The organism is Enterobacter sp. WI-ESBL-E8 (assembly GCF_053364895.1).
Genome location: NZ_JBRWXJ010000001.1, coordinates 2,123,928 through 2,146,576 on the forward strand (window position 1 = coordinate 2,123,928; position 22,649 = coordinate 2,146,576).

The following is a 22,649-nucleotide window of genomic DNA, read 5'->3' on the forward strand; positions in this document are numbered from 1 at the left end:
CCGCTGTTGCTTCAATAATTAGTTAATTTCTTTTCAAATTCAATGCATCATTAGATTATTAGCTATACACGGAGATGGTTATGTCCGATATCGCCACGATTTCCCTGCGTGTAAATACCAGTGAGCTGGAGCGTGGTAACCAGGCATTGGATCGCTTTCAGGAGACCGCGTCCGCCGCGGCAGGTAAAGCGGATGACCTGAATAGTACGTTCCGCACCGGTATCGATAACCAGAAGAAAAACAGCGAAAGCCTCAAGCAACAGCGGCAGGAACTGCAGAATCTACTGAATAAAATCAGCCCCGTAAACAAGGCGCTGGATGAATTGGACACGATTCAGGAAAGCCTGGCGAAGTTTCGCGGCAAAGGGCTGGTAGGGGATGAAGACTTTACTCGCTACAACAGCGTGCTTGAGACGACCCGAGCTAAACTGGCGCAGGTCATGGAGTCTGAGACCGCAGAGGGGCGGGCTCGCATTGAACAGGCACAGGCAGCGCAGCGCGCAGCTGCGGCGGGCAAAACCTTTATCGATTCGCTAGAAGAGCAGGTCAAAGCAATCGGGAAAACGCGCGCAGAACTGTTAGAGCTAAAAGCAGCCCAACTTGGCGTGTCCGATCGTGCTGCACCGATGATCGTCCGACTGAAAGAGCAGGAGGAAGCGTGGAAGTCAGGAGCGATCAGCGCGGGACAATACCGCAACGCGATGCGTTATCTACCAATGCAAATGACCGACATCGTAACTTCATTGGCGTCCGGTATGCCGGTTTATATGGTAGCCATTCAGCAGGGCGGCCAGCTGCGCGATTCGTTTGGCGGTGTAGGCAATGCTCTCAAAGCGATGTTGTCGATGGTTACTCCTGCCCGAGTGGCCATTGGTGGCCTGGCCGGTGCTGTTCTGATTGCTGCAAAAGCGGGAGCGGACTACTTCACAGCCTACGACGAAATTAACAAGGCCATTATCAGGACTGGCAACATTGCAGGCACGTCAGCGCTCCAGGTAGTGGCTTCCTCCCAGTCCATTGCTGCCTCTACTGGCGCTACTGTAGGAACCGTTCAGAGTTTGATGACTGAGCTGGTTGGCATGGGAGCGCTGACACAGCAGCAACTTGAAAAAGCAGCGGGCTCCACGGCGCTGGCGGTTCAGACCGGTATAGTCTCGGCGCAGGACATCACCAAAGCCTATAAGGATATCGAAAAAGACCCTGTTAAAGCGCTGCAGAGTCTCAACGAACAATATAATTTCCTGACCGTTTCACAACTTAAGCATGTTGACAATCTGATAAAGCAAAAGGACCAGACCGCGGCCGTTACGCAGGCTATGGACCTGTTTGGCGATACGATGGCAAAACGTGGTGAACAGGCTTACGACTCGTTGACGCCGTTTGGTCGCCTGTGGCTGGATATCAAGGGCTGGGCGTCTGAGGCCATGCAGAGTATCGGTCAGTGGGTAGCTGAGCTGGCATCAAACACACTGAAGGAATTCAACGCAATTTATTACAGCGTTGCGATCGTTTTCCAGAAGCTGAACCAGATCATTTCTTCCTCTATCGCTGCCGCGATTAACCTCGTTCCCGACTGGGCGAAAACAGATACTTTGCAGGGATGGCAGGACTATAACGAACAAATGGCCGGCGCATATGGTGACAGCGTCTCTCAGCTGAAAAAAGACTGGGATGCGACTGATATCAGTGCAGGTAAATACCTCGATACGACCAGAAAGATAAGTACCGCAACCACCCAGAAGGATCGGGAAGGAGTCGCTTCTTTTGGTAAAAAGACCAAAACCGGAAAGCCGGGAACTTTATCGGCTGGCGATCGCAGCACGGATGCTGCCCAGGCAGAGCTACTGGCGCTTCAGGCACAGTTACGCGCGCTGCAGCAGCATAAAGGGCTGAACGACACTATCAGCCAGCAGCGCAAAGACCTGTGGACGACTGAAGCGAAATTTCAGGTGCTGGAGGAGGCCTCGCGTTCACGTTCACTGACAAAGCAGGAACAATCCCTGCTGGCAAGTAAAGACCAGGTGCTTCAGTTGGCTCGCCAGAAAGCCCTGTTAGGTGATCAGATTACCGCACAGGAACAGCTGAACAAGCGAATGGATACCACGCAGAAATACGTCACGCAGATGGCAGAGAAGCAGGCTGCATTAGTGAACGGTGCCGGGATGAGTGACCGTCAGGCACAACGTGAACTCGCGAAAAGTCAGCTTGCCGCTGGCTGGATCAACTCCGGCGGCACGCTTGACGACGAGGGCTATCAGAAGCAGCTTAAAGCGGCGAATGATTACTATGATGCAGAGGATCGGTTACGTGGCGACTGGCTGACTGGCGCGAAAAAGGGCTGGGCTGAATTTGAGGACAGCGCGACCAATGTTTACTCGCAAGTGCAGACGATTACCAGCAATGCGTTCACCGGGATGGCCAGCACGCTCACCGACTTTTTTACTACTGGCAAATCTAACTTCTCAGACTTCCTGAATACCTTCCTGAAGGGCATCGCCCAGATGCTGACTCAACTGGCTCTGGTTAATGGAATGAAGTCAGCCTTTGGTGGTACGGGTATCGGTGCGTTCTTTGGTTTCTCTGGTGGCGGTCTGGTGCCGGGATTCGATAGTGGTGGCTACACCGGTGATGGTGGTAAATACCAACCGAAGGGTGTGGTTCACGGCGGGGAGTTTGTTTTCACCAAAGAGGCTACCAGCGCGCTTGGAGTGGGAAACCTTTACTCTCTGATGAATAGTGCCCAGGGCTATGCCACTGGCGGCTATGTAGGAACCGCGCCCATGTATGGTCTGCAATCATCCGCTGCTGGTGGCGTAAATGTCCAAACATCTGTAGTGGTGCAAAACCAAAATTCCCAGCAGCAATCATCCGGGAATGATGACGCAATTTCCCGAGCCTACAAACAGACCATTGATCAGTCTGTCCGTGAAGGTATCGCGAAGCAGTTGCGACCCGGCGGGCTTATCTGGAATGCATCAAAAACACGTTAACCCGCTCCGGCGGGTTTTTTTATGCCCGGAGAAAGCATGGCAATCGAAAGATTCACCTGGCGAACACAGATACAGGCGGGAATGGAAGGGTCGTTCAGCCTTAAAACCCGGTCTGCAACCTTTGGCGACGGCTATGAGCAGATTGCCGGGGAAGGTATTAACCCTGAAAAGCAGTCATGGCCGGTCACACTCACGGGGAAAAAACCGGACATGCTTCAGGCCCTGAAGTTCTTTCGTTCTCACGTCACAAAGTCATTCATCTGGACATCGCCAGTTGGCGAGACTGGGCTTTACCGGATTGAGGTTGAATCAATCAAGTCACAGCCCTTATCCAGCAATGTTCTGACCATTTCCGCAACATTCAAACAGGCGTACGCACCATGATCACAGCAGACTATCAAAGCCTGGAGCCCGGCAATAAAGTCCGGCTTATCGAAGTTGATGGCTCTACGTTCGGAGTTGATGATGTACTGCGATTTCACGCGTACAACCTCCCGCACACGGAAGAAGAAATCGCCGCCGCTGGTGGTGATGAATCAAAGCTGAAGGCGAAAAGCATCTGGTGGCAGGGGGAGGAATATGCCGCCTGGCCGTATCAAATCGAAGGGCTTGAAGCCTCTACCGACGGCAACAGCGCCCAGCCAACCCTGACGGTTGCCAATATCGACAGTTCAATTACAGCATTGTGCCTTGCTTATGACGACATGTTGAAGGCCAAGGTCACGATTCACGATACTTTCAGTCATTACCTTGATGCGCGCAATTTTACCGATGGTAATCCGACAGCCGATCCTCTCCAGGTAAGGAAACGGGTTTTCTACATCGATGGCAAAAATAGTGAATTGCCTGGTGAAAGTATTGAGTTTGTGCTGACCAGTCCGATGGATTTACAGGGACTAATGATCCCCACTCGCCAGCTGCACTCTCTATGCACATGGTGCATGCGTAATAAATATCGCACCGGCGACGGCTGCGACTATGCCGGAACACGCTATTTCGATAGAAATAACAACCCGGTGAGCGACCCTTCTCTGGACGAATGCAACGGCACGCTTACGGCCTGTAAGCTCCGGCATGGAGACGGCAACGAACTGCCGTTCGGTGGGTTCCCGGGCACGTCTTTGATCAGGAGCTGATATGCGTCAGAAAACCATCGATGCGATTATGGCCCATGCAGCAGCTGAGTATCCTCGCGAGTGCTGCGGCGTGGTGGCGCAGAAAAGCCGTGTTGAACGTTATTTCCCGTGCCGGAATCTTGCCGCGGCGCCGGAGGACAATTTTGTCCTTTGCCCCGAAGACTATGCAACTGCTGAGGACTGGGGGAAGGTCATAGCCATCGCTCACAGTCACCCGGATGCCACAACGCAACCTAGCGAACTGGATAAAGCGCAATGCGATGCAACGCTTTTGCCGTGGCACATTGTGAGCTGGCCGGAGGGAGATTTACGCACCATCCAGCCACGCGGAGAACTGCCGCTGCTGGAGCGTCCCTTTGTACTTGGTCACTTCGACTGCTGGGGGCTGGTAATGAGCTACTTCCGGCAAACGCATGGTATCGAGCTCCACGACTACCGGGTCGATTATCCCTGGTGGGAAAAGGATTATCCGGACAACTTTTATCAGGATTGCTGGTACGAGTGCGGATTCCGTGAATTCGACGGGCCGCCGAAACCAGGCGATATGGTGATCATGCAGGTCCAGGCCGATAAGTGGAATCATGCGGGGATTCTACTGGAAGGCAACATGCTACTGCATCACCTTTATGGGCATCTGAGCCAGCGCGTACCGTTTGGCGGTTACTGGCGTGAGCGCACAATGAAAATACTGCGCTTTAAAGACTGTTTCTGATAACCGCCTGTGACAGTTTTTATGGGGGAAAAATGGCAGCATTACTCAATGTTGAGCCGGTCCGCACAATTCGATTGTACGGCGTGCTAGGTGCCACATTCGGTCGTGAATATCGTTTATCTGTAGCCTCACCAAAAGAAGCCATCCGCGCATTGTGTGTGATAGTCCCGGGCTTCGAGCGTTTTCTTAATACTAGTGCGCAGCGTGGCCTCACCTATGCCGTTTTCAGTGATAAGCGTAACCTGAACAATGAAGAAATCGTCTTAGATCAGAGCTCGGCTGATATTCGCATAGCACCAGTTATCGTTGGGAGTAAGCGAGGAGGGATTTTCCAGACCATCCTCGGCGCTGCATTAGTCGCGGCGGCAATCTGGATGCCAGGCGTAGGTATCGCTGCGAGTAACATTATGTTCCAGATCGGTGGGGCAATGGCCTTGGGCGGCATTGTGCAGATGCTCTCACCGCAGACAACCGGACTCGCCAGCAAGCAATCGGCGGACAACAAGGCCAGTTATGCCTTTGGTGGAATCACAAATACGACAGCCCAGGGGAATCCGGTACCGCTCCTGTATGGTCGCCGGCGAATCGGTGGCGCGATTATTTCTGCCGGGATTTATGTTGAAGATCAGCAATAAATAAATACCTTCTTTCAGGCCACCTTCGGGTGGTTTTTTTATGGGTGCAATATGGCAACTGCAATCGCTATAAAAGGCCGCAAGGGCGGCAGCTCCAGTTCCCGAACCCCTACCGAACAGCCTGATGATCTGCAATCTGTAGCGAAGGCAAAAATCCTCGTTGCGCTGGGAGAGGGCGAATTTGCAGGGCAGCTGACGGCGAAAGATATCTACTTGGACGGAACGGCTCTGGAGAATGCCGACGGCTCCCAAAACTTCAGCGGCGTGACGTGGGAGTTTCGCGCGGGAACTCAGGCGCAAAAATATATTCAGGGCATACCCGGTACCGAAAACGAAGTCAGCGTAGGAACTGAGGTATCGAGCTCTACAGCGTGGACGCGCACGTTTACCAATACGCAGCTTTCAGCGGTTCGCCTGCGTCTTAAATGGCCTTCGCTTTTCAAACAGGAGGACGACGGCGATCTGGTCGGCTACTCGGTTAATTATACGATTGACCTGCAGACGGACGGCGGAACATGGCAGACGGTACTCAATACCAGCGTGACCGGCAAAACAACGTCTGGTTATGAGCGCAGCCACCGTATCGATTTACCGCAGGCTGGCAGCACCTGGACAATACGCCTACGTAAGATTACCTCTGACGCCAACAGCGCGAAGATCGGCGACACGATGACACTGCAGAGCTTCACTGAGGTGATTGACGCCAAGTTACGATATCCAAACACAGCGCTGCTTTATATCGAATTCGATTCCAGCCAGTTTAACGGCTCTATCCCCCAGATCTCCTGCGAGCCCCGCGGCCGCGTTATCCGCGTACCGGATACTTACGACCCCGAAACCCGCACTTATAGCGGTACGTGGGCTGGGAAATTTAAATGGGCCTGGACCGATAACCCTGCATGGATTTTCTACGACCTGGTGGTTAGCGACCGTTTCGGACTTGGGGATCGTCTTACAACGGCCAACATAGATAAATGGACGCTCTACCAGGTTGCACAATATTGCGATCAAATGGTACCGGATGGCAAAGGCGGAAGTGGTACCGAACCACGTTATACCTGCAACGTCTACATTCAGGAACGCAACGACGCTTATACGGTCCTGCGTGATTTCGCTGCAATCTTCCGTGGGATGACCTACTGGGGTGATGACCAGATTGTGGCGCTGGCGGACATGCCGAGAGATGTAGATTTTACATACACGCATGCGAACGTTATTGATGGGCGCTTTACCTATTCCAGCACCACCACAAAGAACCGTTACACCAATGCGTTGGTGTCTTGGTCTGATCCTGATAACGCTTATTCTGATGCGATGGAGCCTGTTTTTGAGCAGGCGCTAGTTGCGCGATATGGGTTTAATCAGCTTGAGATAACTGCGATCGGTTGTACCCGTCAGTCGGAAGCAAATCGCAAAGGGCGATGGGGGATCCTCACCAACAACAAAGATCGCGTTGTTACTTTCAATGTAGGGGAAGATGGCAACATTCCACAGCCTGGCTATGTAATCGCTGTAGCGGACCGAAATCTCTCCGGGCGCGACCTGGGCGGCCGTATCTCTGCGGTGAATGGTCGCGTGCTGACGCTGGACAGGGCTCCGGATGCTTCGGCAGCCGACAGGATGATTGTCAATCTTCCATCGGGTGTTTCACAGTCACGCACCATTCAGTCGATAACGGGCAATAAAGTGACCGTTACGACCGCTTACAGTGAAATGCCTATGGCTGAGGCCGTATGGGTCATTGAGTCTGATGAGCTCTACGCACAGCAGTATCGCGTTATTACGGTAACTGATAATAACGACGGCACGTTCACAATCGTCGGTGCAAATCACGATCCGGATAAATTCGATCGCATTGATACCGGAGCCATCATTGACCAGCGGCCGGTGAGCGTGATCCCGCCGGGCAACCAGTCGTCGCCTGAGAACATCGTGATCAGCTCGTTTTCCGTGGTGCAGCAAAATATCAGCATCGAAACGATGCGCGTGAGCTGGGACCAGGCGCAGAACGCTATCGCCTATGAAGCGCAATGGCGCCGCAACGACGGGAACTGGGTTAACGTGCCGCGCAGCTCCACCACATCATTCGACGTCCCGGGGATTTATGCCGGGAGCTACCTGGTGCGCGTGCGCGCAATCAATGCCGCAGAAATCTCGTCCGGATGGGGCTATTCAGAAGAGAAAACGCTGACGGGTAAAGTGGGCAACCCACCGAAGCCGGTTGGCTTCATTGCTTCTGAAAATGTGGTTTTCGGCATCGAGCTGAACTGGGGATTCCCGGCGAATACCGACGACACGCTGAAGACGGAAATTCAGTACAGCCTGACCGGTACCGAGGACGATGCGATGCTGCTGGCCGATGTGCCTTACCCGCAGCGCAAATATCAGCAGATGGGTCTTAAGGCTGGGCAGATTTTCTGGTACCGAGCGCAGCTGGTGGACCGCAGCGGCAACGAATCAGGTTACACAGAATGGGTGCGCGGTCAGGCCAGTATCGATGTGTCCGACATCACCGATGTGATCCTGGAGGAGATTAAAGACTCGGATACCTTCAAAGACCTGATCGAGAACGCGGTGGACAGCAACGAAAAAATTGCTGGTATGGCTAACGATATCAAACAGGCCAACGACGAACTGGAGCAGCAGGCGAAGGATATCGCCAAAAATGCTCAGGACGTCGGGACGGTTCAGACCAGCGTTAATGAGCTTTCGAGCACGGTCGGTGAAGTATCGTCTTCTCTTTCAGAGCTCGAGCAGACCGTTGCGACTGCTGATACCGCCCTTGGCCAGCGAATCGACAGCATTAGCGTGTCTATGGACGGCATGACAGGCGGGGTGAAGAACTCAGCCATTGCCATTATCCAAAACGGGCTGGCGCAGGTGGCCACGCGTAAATCGTTGTCGGCTTCGGTCGCCGGTAACAGTGCGCAGCTGGATCGTATTGATGAGGTAATCGTTAACGAGAAGGAGGCAACGGCGCGCTCTCTGCTGAGCCTGCAGACGGACGTCAACGGCAACAAGGCATCCATCAACAGCCTAAATCAGACGTTCTCCGACTATCAGCAGGCTACGGCCACGCAGATAAACGGCATAACGGCGACGGTGAACGGGCATACCTCAGCCATCACAACTAACGCTCAGGCAATAGCGAACGTAAACGGCGACCTGAAAGCGATGTACAACATCAAGGTTGGTGTCTCCAGCAACGGGCAGTATTACGCCGCGGGGATGGGGATCGGCGTGGAGAATACGCCATCCGGCATGCAGTCGCAGGTTATCTTCCTGGCTGACCGCTTCGCCGTCACCACGGCAGCCGGAAACAGCGTGGCTTTGCCGTTCGTGATCCAGAACGGGCAGACATTCATCCGGGCCAGCTTCATTCAGGACGGCACCATTGAGAACGCCAAAATCGGCAACTATATCCAGTCGAATAACTATGTGGCTGGTTCTGCAGGCTGGAAGCTTGATAAGGGAGGGACGTTCGAAATTAACGGTGTGGCCGGGGGCGGGAGGATGCTGATATCCAGCACTCTCATTCGCATCTACGACAGCAACAACGTGCTGCGCGTCAGAATGGGGTTATGGTAATGCCACAGGGTTTGCAGTGCTGGGATAGTGCAGGGCGGGTTGCAGTGGATTTAAGCGATTACGCGATCCGTTACATGGGCAGCGCAACGGTTTCGCTTGCTTCAGGAGAGACGTCAAAAAATGTCGTTTTTTCTGGCGCAACGCAGGACGGGACGTTTGTCACAATCGTTTCAACTGGAGTGACTGTAAACGAGTATTTTTGCCGCGCTTATAACGGCGGCTTTACTCTCTACTATCTCCCCACGGGTGGAAGTTCAGCAATCACTCTCAATGTTGAGGTTTATAACTTTCAATGAGCGGATTCGAAGTTTACAACAGCGCCGGGAAACTGCTGGTGGACTCGCAAAACAGGTCGACTCTGTTTTACGATCAGCGCGCGCTGGGGGCCGTAACCGACAAAGGCTTTTACCGTGTTGATAGCCCGTTTGGCGATGGCAGCACACTCGGCGGCACTCCTCAGGCATTCTGGAATGACGGGCGCTTAAGGTGGCTGCAGCTGGGTACGAACAAATACGGTTTTCCTGGTGCTGATATGCTGGAAGATAATGCGGGTAGCATGATCCGAACTGCGCGAAATATTGGCATCCAGAGCGGCTATCTCGATGTGTTTGATAGTGCCGGCAGCCTTATCTGGAGTGCAGCATCAGCCTCTAAGATGCCGAGAGTTGTTGGGTTCTTTGACGTACCAGCGAACTATGACCTGCAGAACAATACCTTTTCAGTCAGTTTAAGCTTCAACCCCTGGATTCTGGTAAACAACTGCCCGGGGAATCTCAGCGACGATGGTACGGTTGTCGGTTATTCAGGTGTGGTGCTCAAATGGACTGGCTCACAGCTGCAGGGCATATATATATCAAAAAATCAGCGCAACTGGAGCCAGACGTTTCAGGGACGGGGCCTAAGAATCCCCATCGCTCAGTTTGTTGGAATTTGACACGGGAGAAACGCGCGGGTAATGAGTCGCGATCATATCTTGTTTCACGCCCTTTGCTGAATTAAAGCGATAAACAACATCCAGCTTATCCGTTTTTTTATAGCAAATATTACTTAACCGTTTATTAATATGGCGGCTGAATATTCCGTTGCTACTGTCTGAGATAACCTCCACCTCTCTGGTGGCACAGTCGATATTTACGTGAATATCACCACCCAGTGATAAACGAGCGGCATCCACCGGGTAATCCATATGGAATGTGTTTTCTGTGTGTTTGTTCGTACATCCAGCCAACAGCAAAAGCGCTGCAGGAAATAAAAGTTTCATTTCAACATTCCTGTTTATGCGGTAACTTCCATTTTATTTGAGTTTAAAAAATAGTCAGATTGATATGAGCGATCAATTTTACATGATTGATCGCTTTTAACGATCGTTATTATCGTGAGGTAGTTCATGCTTTATAACACCGGCACCATTGCAATTAACGGAAATACCGCAACCGGCACCGGCACGAACTGGACGGCACCCGCCAGCCAGGTCCGCGCTGGCCAGACGATTATCGTCATGTCTAACCCGGTGCAGATGTTCCAGATTTCAGCCGTGAACAGCGCCACGTCAATGACGGTTACGCCCGCTGCTTCCCCTGCGCTGAGCGGTCAGAAGTATGGAATCCTTGTGTCGGACATTATCTCTGTCGACGGCCTGGCCCAGGCCATGTCGCAGCTCATCAAAGAGTATGACGAGAACATTGGCGCGTGGGAGACGTTCGCAACGACCTCGGCAAACCAGAGCATCACAGTAACGATCAATGGAGTTTCCGTCAGCATTCCAGGTATCGGGAAATTGCTGCAGAAAGGCACCAACGGAGCGCTGGCGGTTAAAGACGGTGGAACGGGCGCAACTACCGAATCCGACGCACGGGAATCATTCGGCCTCGGAACTGCGGATGCTATAACCTTTGGTTCATTAATTTTATCGGGTACCCCCCCGGAAAAAATAAGGTTGATTCAGTCAAGTGAAAATGCTCTTAATTTCCTTTCTTCTTACAAATCCGACGGTACGAGAATGTTTTGGTTTGGGAAGGGTAGCTCTCAGACTGATGACATTAATATTTATTCTGACGTTGGAAATTCATCTGTAACACTAAACCAGAATGGTGATGTAACTGTAAATCCAGCTGGAGGTTTTGCTCTTAGGGTCAATGGTAATAGCTACTTCTCTTCAGGTGGGAAACATATTTTCAACGGGGATGCAGGGTTTGCATCAGGTGCTATTACCGTTCCATCTGCCGCAAGTGCAACGGCACCAACAGGCGCTGGGGTCCGTGGAGTTCACGCAGGCGTTGACTCCGCTGACTTCAATAATGCATCTAACATCAACCTTTATTCATGGTACGGGATTGGTTTCTGCACCGCGTACACATCACCAACTAATGGTGTTCAGGAAGGCAAGCCGGCCGTGTACATCAATACACGAAATGGAACAATTAACGCGAAAGGGGCGGTTCAGGCCAATGGCGTTACTCTTACGTCAGACTGGAACGCAAAAGAGGAAGTGAACATCATCGAACCTGCGGAGGCTCTGGAAAAGATAGCCGCGCTTGATGGTTACACGTTCCGCTATAAGAATGCAGATTCAAAGAGATTAACCGCTGGCGCGCTTGCGCAAGATCTCGATTTAGTGATCCCCGACCTGGTTATTCATGATGAAGCTACAGATTATCTTGTTGCCGATTATATGGGACTGATCGGCTATCTGATTGCTGCTGTAAAAGGGTTGAAACTGCAAATCGACGAGATTATCAACGGAGAAAATTTAAACAATAACAAAGGGACAAATGCAGATGGGGAGCTGACCTAGCAGTCAGGATCGTGAAATTTTTTAAATGTCGGTTTAGGAAGTAGCGCGACAAAGGACGTCGGAACAGCAGTAGGAAACGTCCAGGTTGTTGGTGGACTCGGGGGGCCGAATGATTGCGAACGGACTGGACAGGAAGCAGGTAGCGATAATTTATGACGTTGCCGTATGCACGCTTTATAAAAAGTTCCGCGCTTGAAAACAGGCTTAAATCTGCTCACATAGAGCTGCGCCCATAAAATTTACAAAATTCATAATTCGAAGCGACATAGAAACTTAGAAACGAAACGGCGAAGCTTTAAGCATTCATGACAGACCCTCTGTCTTGCGTGCATACTCAAATGAAACTACTGTATATAAAAACAGTATTTGAGGTGTGCAATGGAATTCATCAGGCCAACAGAACTGCGAGAAATTATTGCTGTCCCGCTTTTCAGTGACTTAGTGCAGTGTGGCTTCCCAAGCCCTGCGGCAGATTACGTTGAACAGCGTATCGATCTCAATGAGTTACTGGTTTCCCACCCTAGCTCAACATATTTCGTTAAGGCGGCCGGCGACTCAATGATAGAAGCTGGGATCAGCGATGGTGATCTGCTGGTGGTGGACAGCTCGCGCACAGCTGAGCACGGTGACATTGTCATCGCCGCGGTGGAAGGGGAATTTACTGTTAAACGCCTGCAGCTACGCCCGACAGTCCAACTCATCCCAATGAATAGCGCCTACAGTCCGATTGTTGTAGGCAGCGAAGATACGCTGGACGTTTTCGGCGTTGTTACTTTCATCGTCAAATCGGCGAGCTGAGTATGTTTGCGCTCTGTGATGTGAATTCGTTCTACGCATCATGCGAGACCGTATTCAGGCCTGACCTGAGAGGGCGCCCGGTTGTCGTTCTCTCGAATAACGATGGCTGTGTAATCGCACGCAGTGCCGAGGCCAAGGCCGCTGGAATTACAATGGGAGAGCCTTTCTTCAAGCAAAAGGACTTATTTCGGCGCGCTGGGGTTGTTTGCTTCAGCAGCAACTACGAGCTGTACGCAGACATGTCGAACCGGGTAATGACGACGCTTGAGGAAATGAGCCCCCGCGTCGAAATTTACAGTATCGATGAAGCTTTTTGCGACCTGACTGGCGTTCGCAATTGCCGGGACCTGACCGAGTACGGCAAGGAGATCCGCGCTACGGTTCTGAAGCGTACGCACCTCACCGTTGGCGTTGGCATTGCCCAGACAAAAACACTCGCTAAACTCGCCAACCACGCCGCAAAGAAATGGCAGCTGCAGACTGGCGGAGTAGTTGATTTATCGAATATCGATCGCCAGCGCCGACTACTTGCCCTGGTACCCGTAGAGGATGTCTGGGGCGTTGGCCGCCGCATAAGTAAGAAGCTTAACGCCATGGGCATTAAAACGGCTCTGGATCTCTCAGAACAAAGCACATGGATTATCCGTAAACACTTTAACGTGGTACTCGAGCGAACGGTCCGGGAGTTGCGCGGCGAGCCTTGTCTTGATCTGGAGGAGTTTGCGCCAGCAAAGCAGGAAATCGTCTGCAGTCGGTCATTTGGGGAACGCGTCACGGACTATGAGCAGATGCGCCAGGCTATTTGCAGCTATGCGGCCCGTGGCGCTGAAAAACTTCGGGGTGAGCATCAGTACTGCCGCTTTATCTCTGCGTTCGTGAAAACCTCTCCCTTTGCGCTTAACGAGCCCTATTACGGTAACAGTGCGTCCATGAAGCTTCTCACACCCACTCAGGATTCCCGCGATATCATCAACGCCGCGGTAAAGTGCCTGGACAAAATCTGGCAGGATGGCCATCGCTATCAAAAGGCTGGAATCTTGCTGGGAGATTTTTTCAGCCAAGGCGTGGCTCAGTTGAACCTGTTCGACGAAAACACGCCGCGTGCTGGTAGCGAAAGGTTGATGGAAGTTCTGGATTATCTGAACGCGAAAGATGGAAAGGGAACGCTTTATTTTGCCGGGCAGGGCATACAGCAACAGTGGCAGATGAAACGGGATATGTTATCTCCACGATATACTACGAGATATTCAGACCTAATAAAGGTTAGATGATACTTTAAACGGTCCATTCATTCGAAACTAATTATCAGCTACGAGTATTAACAGTAATATGTCTACGACTATGCTTAAGAAATGTAAATAAGCCCCTGCAATTATACAGGGGCTTACGGATATGATGCCGGGTGCCTCCCGGTGAGTCATTGAACTAACCACTCATGACTCGCTGCTTCAGAAATTCACGATGAGCCGCTTAATATACAAATCATCAGGTTAATTAGCCCTGCCGCTGAGGAGGATTCATCATTAAAGCGAATGTAACAGCAATGCATAGCAAATGATACAGTATTTACTGATGTGTCTCATGATTTTTTCGCAGTTTGCATGGTCAAAGTTTTTTCAGATGGTGAAGGTTAAAACATCGATGTTCATTTTTTTACTTTAAGTCTTGAGACAAAGGTTAATGTTTTATCTTCTGGGCAAATCATTAGAAAAATTGCTGTGGGACATTCTTCTAAACGTATAATTCGATGCAACATCTGGTAGAGTCTTTTTTTTAGTGTTTCTGCTCCATCTTTTTCAGACTCCCACTCTAAAACTGCCTGACCCTCTGAACCAACGAATGCATGGGGTGGAAGTTTAACGCCTCGGTTTGACTTACTTGAATAGTTTCGGTCATGCAAGAGATCCAAGATAAGAGGGTTGATATTATTATCTGAGGATTGGGCTTCAACAACTATTAATACTGTGTAATGTAGGATTTTCATGGAAGCCTTATAGTTGCTTCAGCAATGAAGTTATATTGCCATGGTGTTGAATGCACATGTCTTAACTATAAATGTCTGTATTGGGGTAAAAAAAGCCTGCGTTAAACAGGCTATAATAATGAAACGTAGTTATAATAATTATTTCATGAATGTTGGTGTTGAATCCCTAGCGTCAAAGATACTTCTGCGCCGCATCTAATATTTCCTGAGAGGTAAGCTCTCGATCTGATGCCACATAGACCACTTCATGGTCACCTGTTAAAGAAGGAAAGCCTGCTGACATTATTTGAAGGTTTATCACTTCTCCATTAGGATATTCTTCGCGTATTGATGTCACACCTTTAAGCACAGTGATAACTTTACTTGGCTTACCATTAAAAAAAATGATTACTTTTTTCATATATCACCATGTATTTTGAGGTTTTTTTTGCCCCTGCAGGTGTTCGAAAGGGGTCTGTTTGTTCATTTTTTTGGCCTCTTTCGAAATTAAAACAAGCATTATACTGCCTTAACATGTACTGTAACGGTCCATTTGAACCGGAGAAGTCTATGTCTGCACGTAAAAACACTCAATTCCGCCGAAATTATTTAGTAAAATGTCCTTGTCCAAACTGCACAAAAGATTCCGAACATAGTTACAATCGTGTACAAAAGGGGGCTCAATTGGTGTGCCCATACTGCTGTGCTTTATTCAAATCTTCCCAGCGCGTCTAAAAAATTATTAAAAAATAAGAAGTGATGCTTTTGGAGGCTGCCTAACCTCTTACGCACTTTAGTATTTTATAAGCAGTTAGCTTCTGCTTTGAGACTGTTCATGCAGCAGTCCTGCATTTCATCACATCGGTCAGCAAACTTGATGGTAAGTAAATATGCTGGCCTGTTGTAATGATGTGAGTAACCGAACATCACCTTTCACTGATAAAGTCATGCTGGCTTAAGTAAAACATCTAAAAATTATCTATCGCAAAGTGTTACATTGGCAGCGATTGGACCTTTAGTTCCAGCTATGATAGCGAATTTGACTTTTTGTCCTTCAAATAGAGTATTAAATGTTTCTCCCAGCAGGGAAGAAGTGTGAACAAGAACATCTTTACTTCCATCGAGTGGGGAGATAAAACCAAACCCCTTATCTTCGTTAAACCACTTAACAAGACCTATGATTTTAGATGACATACAAACTCCGTTTGAACATTTCAAACTGACAAGCAAGCTCATGATAAGAAACGTATGCTGGTATATGTATGGACTCAAGAGGAGGAGGTATCAGAGATAACACCTGGTTATGAGAACGGCTTTTGGAAAAGTTAGATTCATCATCGCAACGAATCAGTCAAACCATTAAGGCACGTGTTGAATGATTAAGCAAATTTTATTTTAGCCTTCCAGAAGGCCGTTAAAATAGGATTAGCTATTATTAACTAATCCTGTATAGTCAAATCTGGATTACCATTAGGAAAATATTTGACTCGTAAAATGACAGGAATTGTCAAAAGTTTTGACTTCAAGAGCGGAAAGGGATTGATTATCCCATCTGATTGCAGAAAAGATGTTTTTTTACATGTTTCTGCATTAAGTAATAGTGAAAGCCAAACGTTAAAGCCAGGTGTTGGTGTTGAATTCTATCGTATAAATGGATTTAGTGGTTCGATGGCTGCAAATATATTTCTTTCTTAAAATAAGATAATATTTAACCAAATATAAAGTGCGCATCAAAAGTACGGCAGATTATATATTTGTTTGTTCTATCAATTTTCTCCCCTGATTTTTTACATTTCCAACATCACGGGCCACTGCATGCCAGATAAACATCTCAGCTGGCACAGTGCCGTCGGCTGCGATCTCTTCAGCTTCTTTCCCACCAATATCCTGCCGCATCCACTCACGTGCCGCTTCTGGTGACAAAACAAGTGGTCGGCGGTCGTGAATGTCGACCAGACCTTTATCCGCTGCCGATGTCACTATAAGAAAACCCTTAGCTTCATCACCACGCTCAAATGGTGTGCTGCCGATCGCTGCCATAAATATTGGTTGGCCATTGGCACGGTGAATGAAGTAGGGCTGTTTTTTGTCACCTTCTTTTTTCCACTCGAACCATCCATCGGCGAAGCAGATCGCCCGGCCATGTTGCCATAGAGGTTTAAACATTCTGCTGGTGGCCGCCGTTTCGACGCGCGCATTAATCAGGGGCGCTTTATCCCACCATCCCGGGGCATAACCCCAGAATACAGGATCAAGATGTAACTGCTCGTTTCGTTCGCTTAGCAACAGGACCTTCGTGCCTGGAGCCACGTTGTAACGTCCAATCGGCTCAGGGTCGTATGCGATGTCTCGATCGGCTTCATCTGCGAGGTATGCCAGATATTCTTCACGGGTTTGGGCTTGTGCAAAGCGTCCACACATAGAAACCTCCAGCCAGATATCAGACTGAAAGTATAGGGCAGGGAGAAAAAGAGGTGCGCTGGTTAAGTCTTACAAACGAATTCGTGGCGACCATGCTGATCAGATAGAGAGACGTAAAGCAGAGTGTTGCGAACCCGGAAGGAGCTACGCAAAACAGGGGAGTATTGGGGGCAAATTTGGGGGCATTTTGAAAGAAGGGACACCGATAGGGGCATCAAAAAGACCGTGCATGTCCGTATATGTCCGTTAAACGTTTATGGCTAACTCACTGATACCATGACAAATAAAGCCATTTCAATGAGTTGAGAATTTTCTGCACACTAAAACTGCACAAACAGCTTTTTCATTGGATCTCACCGAAAAAACGCTATATGCAGAATATACATGAAAAGCCTTCGCGTTTTTCATGTCTGTTGAACGTGTTACATGGCTTTCGCGCTGTTTTTTACCTTGGCGATGAGTTTTTCAGTTACGTCCAGGCCTTCCGCAATGTGCGTATCGATCACATCGGTCCCGAATTCGTTAATTAAATCCAGGAGAATTTCGTAAGACTGGATGAGTTCAAGGAGATCAAAGAGCGCTTTTTGATCGGCGCGTGAGGGAGTGGAATGGCCAAGCGTTGCCTGATTAACAATCCATTCAAGACTGGTTTTGATAGCTTCTACCTGACTGTAGCTATACATATTTCATGGGCTTAAATCCTCATTTCAAGATTTATGGGAGAGATGTCGTGAAAGCTTCACGGCGAAAATGAGTAAAACGGTCGCAAGAGCGTGACGAGCTGAAGAAAGGAGAGTCGAGAAGGTAATTATGGAATAGTTCGCGGGCTTAGCAAGCTAATTGTTGCGTAAACGTAAAAATAAACGCGCGAAAGAAGGGCATTATCGCGTAATGCCTTCTTTTCGCGCAGGTTATGTTATGGGGGGGACGCGATCAGGTTTCCCAGGCGTGCGGGGCAAACAGATAGCCCTTATTACGCACGGTTTTGATGCGATAGGGCTCGGTGGCGTTATCCTGCAGTTTTTTGCGCAGGCGCGAAATCGCAACGTCGACGCTGCGATCCATTCCGTCATAGCTTACCCCACGCAGGTTTTTCAGCAGCGCGTCACGGTCCATGATTTGCCCGGCATGCGTTGCCAGCTCCCACAGCAGGTCAAAGTCTGCGGTTGAGAGTGGGATAAGCTCGCCGGAAAGCAGAACCTGGCGGTTGATCGGATCAATCGACAGCGTACCAAAACGCATCGCTTTATGCGGCGTCAGAGAAGGTGCGGGCGCTTCGCGTTCAACGCTGGCGTGCTGGCGTAAGTGGAGGCGCAGGCGGGCAAGCAGAACGGCAGGCGGTGTGGTTTTCAGAATGTAGTCATTGGCCCCCATCTCCAGCGACAGAATATGGTTCATATCGCTGTCCAGGGAGGTGAGGAGTACGATAGGGCCATCCCAGCGGGCGCGCAGGTCGCGGCAGAGCGTCATGCCGTCTTTTCCTGGCAACATGATATCCAGCAACACCAGATCCGGGTTTTCACGGACGACCACCTCTTCGGCACGATCGCCGCGAGGTTCAACAATGACGTCCATATCATGCTTACCCAGATAGGCCGCGATCAATTGCCCGACTTCGGGTTCGTCTTCAACATAAACAATCTTATTCATACAACGTCTGTTTTCGTGAAAAAAGCCAACATACACCGCGGAACCTTAACCTTCCATTAATCTTTCAAAATTAACGCCGGTTACGTTATTCTGGCTCATATTGTTATTTGATTGTTATAGGAAAAAGTATGGGGCTGGCGATCAAAGCCGCGCTGGGTGCGCTGGTGGTGTTACTGATTGGCGTTCTGGCAAAAACGAAAAATTACTATATTGCCGGGCTAATCCCACTCTTCCCGACCTTTGCGCTTATCGCCCACTATATTGTGGCATCTGAGCGCGGTACGGAAGCGTTACGCACGACCATCGTGTTTGGCATGTGGTCTATCATCCCTTATTTTCTTTATCTGCTTTCGCTGTGGTATTTCACCGGTTTCCTGCGTCTTCCCCTGGCGCTGAGCGGGGCGGTGGTCTGCTGGGGGCTCAGCGCTTGGGTGTTAATTTTCTTCTGGAGCCGCTTTCACTAGCGCAGCGGTCGGCCGCCGTCCACGGCAAACGTTCTGCCGGTGACGTAGCAGCTGGTGAGCAGGTAATCCACAAGGTCGATTACCTCTTTCTCGCCCGGGGCAATTTTCATGAGCGACTTATTCAGCGCCTGCTGGCGATACTCCGCATCATCGTTTTCGTTAAACAAAATCATCGCTGGGGCGATGGCATTCACCTTCACCTCGGGCGCGAGCTTGCGGGCAAACGAGCGCGTCATGTTATCCAGAGCGGCTTTACTGGCCGCATAGGCGATGTGCTTGTCGCTCCCGCGCTCCACCACATAATCGGTGAAGTGGATGATATCCCCCGCTGCATGCCCATGGCCGCGCAGCAGATCCTGCAGCGCGTGGTTAAGCAGATAAGGCGCATTAACGTGGATCTGCAGCATGGCGGAGAGCGTTTCGCTGAGTGAGGTACCGGGTTTTTCGGCCCGCCAGGCGCTGGCGTTATGGATCACGGCGCGCAGCCCCGGCGTGGTGGATTTCACCTTTTCCGCAAAGGCCAGAATGCCGTCATCGGTCGAAAAATCAGCCTGAATGCAAACCGCCCCGGCTTTGCGCAACCCCTCAATTGACGGATATTCCGTACGGTAGCTGACAATAACCGGATGACGAAGGTTGAGAAAATGATGGGCGAGGGCGAGGCCGATACGGCGGCCTCCACCGGTAATCAGTATTGGGCGAAGCTGTGCATTTCCCATCGTATTCTCCTTTGCAGTTCAACAATGGGAAAGACGATGCTATCCCATTAACATCCAGGTTGCCGGTACGGCAGCAACCAATAACATTCCAATTAATGCCATTTCACGGCGTTTCAGCGCGTTCTCCAGCTGATGCGTGCGGCGGGCGTAGATAAACACCAGCAGACCCGGGGCATACAACACCACCGACAGCAGCAGATGCATAGGGCCGGAAGCATACAACAACCACAGGCCGTAAATACAGGCTCCGACACCCACGACATAATGCGCCGGGCGTGAGGCAATTTTTAACAAATACGCACCCACTAAGAAATAGGGTACCAGAATCATTTCCGAGGCGATGGTCAGCAGGGTGTTATAGTCTGAACCTGTGAGCCAGATCAGCACCAGACAAACCTGAACGCTGATGTTGGTCAGCCAGAGTGAGGCCGACGGCGCACTGTTTTTGTTTTGACGGGCAAACAGGCGCGGAAACGCTTTATGCGTAGAGGCCAGGAACGGCACCTCAGCCGCCATGATGGTCCAGCTCAGGTAAGCCCCGCAAACTGAGACGATCAGTCCCGCAGCAATCACCACATCGCCCCAGGGACCGAGCATTTTCACCATCAGCCCTGCCATTGACGGATTACGCATTTCAGCCAGTTCAGGACGCGCTACCACGCCCAGCGACAGCAGCGTCACCAGCAGATACACGCCCAGCGCAGCAAGCACGGCCAGCAGCGTGGCGCGACCGACATCACGTTTATTTCGGGCCCGGGCCGAAACCACGACCGCGCCTTCAACGCCGATAAACACCCACAGGGTTATCAGCATCGTGTTTTTCACCTGCTCCCAGACAGGGACGCCCAGCGCCATGCCGCTGAAATCGAGCGTAAACACGTCGAGATGGAACGCAATAAACGCCAGAACGATGAACAGGCCAAGCGGAACCAGTTTCGCGAGGGTTGCCACCAGGTTAATGCTGGCGGCCGTTTGCACGCCACGCAGCACCAGCCAGTGGACGAACCACAGCAATACCGAGGCGCCCACAATAGACTGCCAGGTATTTCCGTCGCCAAAGAAGCGTAGCTCAGGCGTATCGGTAAAGAAACTCAGCGCCGAGAAGACGATGACCAGATAGGAGACGTTGGCGATAACGGCACACAGCCAGTACCCCCACGCGGAACAGAAGCCAATCAGCTCGCCGAAACCTTCACGTGCATAGGTAAATATGCCGCCGTCCAGATCCGGGCGAATGCGGGTGAGCAGCAGCATGGCGAAGGCCAGCAGCAATATCCCAACCCCCGTAATGCCCCAGCCAATGAGCAGCGCGGCAGGGCTTGCAACGGCCGCCATGTTCTGCGGCAAACTGAATACGCCCGCACCCAGCATTGAGCTTAAAACGAGTGCAGTCAGAGCACTCAGGCCAAGTTTCTTTTCCATTGGCTTCCTGTTATGAAAGGTCCAAATCCAGAATAATTATTTCGCACAGGCGCATAAAAATGGTGGATCACACTAAGGCGCGGGATTTTACGGAGTGTAACGAAAGCATGCAATGACGTGGGGCAGAAATTCAAAAAAAGTAACAAAAAAGGCGGCATTGCGCCGCCTTTCGTAAACGATTTTGTTACTTGTACAGATCGGCGCTGATGGTCACGTTGTTACCACGTTCCTGCCACTGGCGGGTGATATGGTAATACTTCGCCCCTTTCTTCGCCGCACGCTTCGCGACCTGATAGGAGACCTCCGTCATATTGCCGTAGTTGCCGGTAAACTTGATGCTGTCGAACGGCACCATCTGCGCAGCAGTGGCTTTGTTCAGCTCTTCAATTTTGGTGCCGTCTGGCAGAGTAACGGAATAGCGGCCGCCTTTCGTGGATTGCGTTTCAAAGAAACGGCCCACTTCAGCGCTTGGTGCAGCAGAGGTTGCTACGCCAGGAATTTCCACTTTCTTCGCTTCTTCGCCGCCTTTCGCTATCGCTGCGCGACCGGCTTCTGAATCAGCCGGAATGGCATCCGGGCTCTGCAGAACACGTTTCTTCGCATCTTTTTTATAGATGAACGCGGTAATACGCTGGTTGCCACCCTGGTTAGCATCGACCTGACGCACGATGTAGAAAGCGTATGCATCTTTCTCTTTCGCGGCTTTGGTGATGGCATCGTTCACTTCAGGCTGGCTGCGATAGAAGCCCTGAACGGTGACGGTGTCGTAAGGTTCCAGCTCAATCGCCTGATCTTTCGGCAGCTCAACCACGCCGTTGATCACGCGGTTTTTCGGTGCGTCAGCTTTTGGCGCATTGTCTTTGAACAGCGCAATGGTCACGCGCTGGTTACCGCTGTTGCCGTAATCAGACTGGTCCACAACGTAAAACGAGGCCGCCCCGTTTTTATCAGCGGCTTTTGATGCAGCGGCGACGGCATCGCCAATAGAATTATAACGACCCACAATGACCGTATGGTCAAAAGGTTTTAACGCTGCCGCTTGCTCCGGCGTTAACTCTGTTGCGGCATTCGCAGACAGGGCGGTCGCGGAAAGAAGTGCGGACGCCAGGAGTGTGTTCTTAAGCTTCATAAAAATAATCCTTCGCCTTGCGCAAACCATGTACTGGTATTGTTGTTAATTTGAGACGGTCCCGATTATTGCATTTAAAACCCGTCGCTGTCTGCGCCATTTTTCACAGCCTGTGCTCACTCAATCACCGAATTCGATAACATTTAGTGATATGTTGAAAAAACAGGCGTTTGACAAGTAAAACTGATAAAGCATATGACTTTTACAAGTTAATTTAATGTTAATAAC

The 22,649-nt window shown here is 50.5% G+C and carries 24 protein-coding genes and 1 pseudogene; 15 read left to right on the top strand and 10 right to left on the bottom strand.

The genetic code is table 11. The features are described 5' to 3' along the window. The first annotated feature begins 80 nt into the window (after positions 1–80). The 8 genes from ACWHWP_RS10230 to ACWHWP_RS10265 are packed head-to-tail and all read left to right on the top strand — an operon-like array spanning position 81 to position 9,995. Positions 81–2,990: a phage tail tape measure protein gene (locus ACWHWP_RS10230; RefSeq protein WP_447855509.1), complete on the top strand. Its 2,910-nt coding sequence runs from the start codon at positions 81–83 to the stop codon at positions 2,988–2,990. 36 nt (positions 2,991–3,026) lie between these two features. Further along, entirely contained in the window at positions 3,027–3,374 is a 348-nt protein-coding gene (locus ACWHWP_RS10235) for a phage tail protein (protein WP_370972282.1), read from the top strand. Further along, positions 3,371–4,126, top strand: coding sequence for a phage minor tail protein L (locus tag ACWHWP_RS10240; RefSeq protein WP_370972280.1), 756 nt, complete (start codon positions 3,371–3,373; stop codon positions 4,124–4,126). The genes ACWHWP_RS10235 and ACWHWP_RS10240 overlap by 4 nt, the downstream gene beginning before the upstream one ends. A 1-nt stretch (position 4,127) precedes the next feature. Then, a complete protein-coding gene (locus tag ACWHWP_RS10245; RefSeq protein WP_370972278.1) occupies positions 4,128–4,838 on the top strand; it encodes a C40 family peptidase in 711 nt (236 codons plus the stop codon). Between the two features lie 32 nt (positions 4,839–4,870). Next, on the top strand, positions 4,871–5,473 hold the full coding sequence (locus ACWHWP_RS10250) for a tail assembly protein (protein ID WP_370972276.1): 603 nt from the start codon (positions 4,871–4,873) through the stop codon (positions 5,471–5,473). A gap of 51 nt (positions 5,474–5,524) precedes the next feature. Beyond that, the gene (locus ACWHWP_RS10255) at positions 5,525–9,061 is read left to right on the top strand and encodes a host specificity protein J (RefSeq protein ID WP_447855510.1); all 3,537 of its coding nucleotides are present in this window, start codon (positions 5,525–5,527) and stop codon (positions 9,059–9,061) included. A 44-nt stretch (positions 9,062–9,105) separates the two neighbouring features. Beyond that, the gene (locus ACWHWP_RS10260; RefSeq protein ID WP_447855511.1) at positions 9,106–9,357 is read left to right on the top strand and encodes a hypothetical protein; all 252 of its coding nucleotides are present in this window, start codon (positions 9,106–9,108) and stop codon (positions 9,355–9,357) included. Then, a complete protein-coding gene (locus tag ACWHWP_RS10265; RefSeq protein ID WP_447855512.1) occupies positions 9,354–9,995 on the top strand; it encodes a hypothetical protein in 642 nt (213 codons plus the stop codon). The genes ACWHWP_RS10260 and ACWHWP_RS10265 overlap by 4 nt, the downstream gene beginning before the upstream one ends. Here the strand turns inward: ACWHWP_RS10265 and ACWHWP_RS10270 are convergent. Continuing rightward, positions 9,960–10,322: a hypothetical protein gene (locus ACWHWP_RS10270; RefSeq protein WP_447855513.1), complete on the bottom strand. Its 363-nt coding sequence runs from the start codon at positions 10,320–10,322 to the stop codon at positions 9,960–9,962. The genes ACWHWP_RS10265 and ACWHWP_RS10270 overlap by 36 nt on opposite strands. Before the next feature lie 126 nt (positions 10,323–10,448). On the opposite strand from ACWHWP_RS10270, the gene ACWHWP_RS10275 reads away from it, so the two are divergent. The 4 genes and pseudogenes from ACWHWP_RS10275 to ACWHWP_RS10290 all read left to right on the top strand — a co-directional run bounded on the left by ACWHWP_RS10275 (position 10,449) and on the right by ACWHWP_RS10290 (position 13,924). Continuing rightward, complete coding sequence (locus ACWHWP_RS10275; protein ID WP_447855514.1) at positions 10,449–11,855, top strand: tail fiber domain-containing protein; 1,407 nt, start codon at positions 10,449–10,451, stop codon at positions 11,853–11,855. Between the two features lie 103 nt (positions 11,856–11,958). Continuing rightward, positions 11,959–12,051: pseudogene (locus tag ACWHWP_RS10280) on the top strand (helix-turn-helix domain-containing protein); the annotation flags it as partial. A gap of 182 nt (positions 12,052–12,233) precedes the next feature. Continuing rightward, positions 12,234–12,653, top strand: coding sequence for a translesion error-prone DNA polymerase V autoproteolytic subunit (locus ACWHWP_RS10285; protein WP_059312364.1), 420 nt, complete (start codon positions 12,234–12,236; stop codon positions 12,651–12,653). A gap of 2 nt (positions 12,654–12,655) precedes the next feature. Next, positions 12,656–13,924 carry a Y-family DNA polymerase gene (locus ACWHWP_RS10290; protein WP_059312363.1) on the top strand — a complete coding sequence of 423 codons (1,269 nt, stop codon included), beginning with the start codon at positions 12,656–12,658 and terminating at the stop codon, positions 13,922–13,924. Positions 13,925–14,298: 374 nt separating this feature from the next. Here ACWHWP_RS10290 and ACWHWP_RS10295 read toward each other — a convergent pair whose 3' ends face one another. Together ACWHWP_RS10295 and ACWHWP_RS10300 are read right to left on the bottom strand one after the other, a co-directional pair. Further along, entirely contained in the window at positions 14,299–14,637 is a 339-nt protein-coding gene (locus ACWHWP_RS10295; RefSeq protein WP_160513529.1) for a hypothetical protein, read from the bottom strand. Between the two features lie 172 nt (positions 14,638–14,809). Next, positions 14,810–15,037, bottom strand: coding sequence for a hypothetical protein (locus ACWHWP_RS10300; RefSeq protein ID WP_025910815.1), 228 nt, complete (start codon positions 15,035–15,037; stop codon positions 14,810–14,812). Between the two features lie 149 nt (positions 15,038–15,186). On the opposite strand from ACWHWP_RS10300, the gene ACWHWP_RS10305 reads away from it, so the two are divergent. Further along, a complete protein-coding gene (locus tag ACWHWP_RS10305) occupies positions 15,187–15,351 on the top strand; it encodes a YnfU family zinc-binding protein (RefSeq protein WP_447855515.1) in 165 nt (54 codons plus the stop codon). Between the two features lie 240 nt (positions 15,352–15,591). Here the strand turns inward: ACWHWP_RS10305 and ACWHWP_RS10310 are convergent, their stop codons facing one another. Further along, positions 15,592–15,810 (bottom strand): cold shock domain-containing protein, encoded by a 219-nt coding sequence (locus ACWHWP_RS10310; RefSeq protein WP_042719078.1) that lies wholly within the window; start codon positions 15,808–15,810, stop codon positions 15,592–15,594. Between the two features lie 288 nt (positions 15,811–16,098). Between ACWHWP_RS10310 and ACWHWP_RS10315 the strand changes: the two genes are divergently transcribed. Beyond that, positions 16,099–16,311, top strand: coding sequence for a cold shock domain-containing protein (locus ACWHWP_RS10315; protein WP_447855516.1), 213 nt, complete (start codon positions 16,099–16,101; stop codon positions 16,309–16,311). A gap of 51 nt (positions 16,312–16,362) precedes the next feature. On the opposite strand, the gene ACWHWP_RS10320 is transcribed toward ACWHWP_RS10315, so the two are convergent. The 3 genes from ACWHWP_RS10320 to rstA all read right to left on the bottom strand — a co-directional run bounded on the left by ACWHWP_RS10320 (position 16,363) and on the right by rstA (position 18,687). Then, positions 16,363–17,037, bottom strand: a complete 675-nt coding sequence (locus ACWHWP_RS10320) for an SOS response-associated peptidase (protein WP_447855517.1) — start codon at positions 17,035–17,037, stop codon at positions 16,363–16,365. A 422-nt stretch (positions 17,038–17,459) separates the two neighbouring features. Next, the gene (locus ACWHWP_RS10325; protein WP_447855518.1) at positions 17,460–17,720 is read right to left on the bottom strand and encodes a hypothetical protein; all 261 of its coding nucleotides are present in this window, start codon (positions 17,718–17,720) and stop codon (positions 17,460–17,462) included. Between the two features lie 250 nt (positions 17,721–17,970). Beyond that, the gene (gene rstA / locus ACWHWP_RS10330; RefSeq protein WP_059312360.1) at positions 17,971–18,687 is read right to left on the bottom strand and encodes a two-component system response regulator RstA; all 717 of its coding nucleotides are present in this window, start codon (positions 18,685–18,687) and stop codon (positions 17,971–17,973) included. 128 nt (positions 18,688–18,815) lie between these two features. On the opposite strand from rstA, the gene ACWHWP_RS10335 reads away from it, so the two are divergent. Beyond that, positions 18,816–19,151, top strand: coding sequence for a GlpM family protein (locus ACWHWP_RS10335; protein WP_047348763.1), 336 nt, complete (start codon positions 18,816–18,818; stop codon positions 19,149–19,151). Here ACWHWP_RS10335 and folM read toward each other — a convergent pair. The 3 genes from folM to ydgH form a co-directional block, all read right to left on the bottom strand. Beyond that, positions 19,148–19,870: a dihydromonapterin reductase gene (gene folM, locus ACWHWP_RS10340; RefSeq protein WP_047348762.1), complete on the bottom strand. Its 723-nt coding sequence runs from the start codon at positions 19,868–19,870 to the stop codon at positions 19,148–19,150. The two genes, ACWHWP_RS10335 and folM, sit on opposite strands and share 4 nt — an antisense overlap. A 39-nt stretch (positions 19,871–19,909) precedes the next feature. Beyond that, positions 19,910–21,292 (bottom strand): amino acid permease, encoded by a 1,383-nt coding sequence (locus ACWHWP_RS10345; RefSeq protein ID WP_447855519.1) that lies wholly within the window; start codon positions 21,290–21,292, stop codon positions 19,910–19,912. 184 nt (positions 21,293–21,476) lie between these two features. After that, positions 21,477–22,421: a DUF1471 family protein YdgH gene (ydgH, locus tag ACWHWP_RS10350; protein WP_047348760.1), complete on the bottom strand. Its 945-nt coding sequence runs from the start codon at positions 22,419–22,421 to the stop codon at positions 21,477–21,479. Between the last annotated feature and the right edge of the window lie 228 nt (positions 22,422–22,649).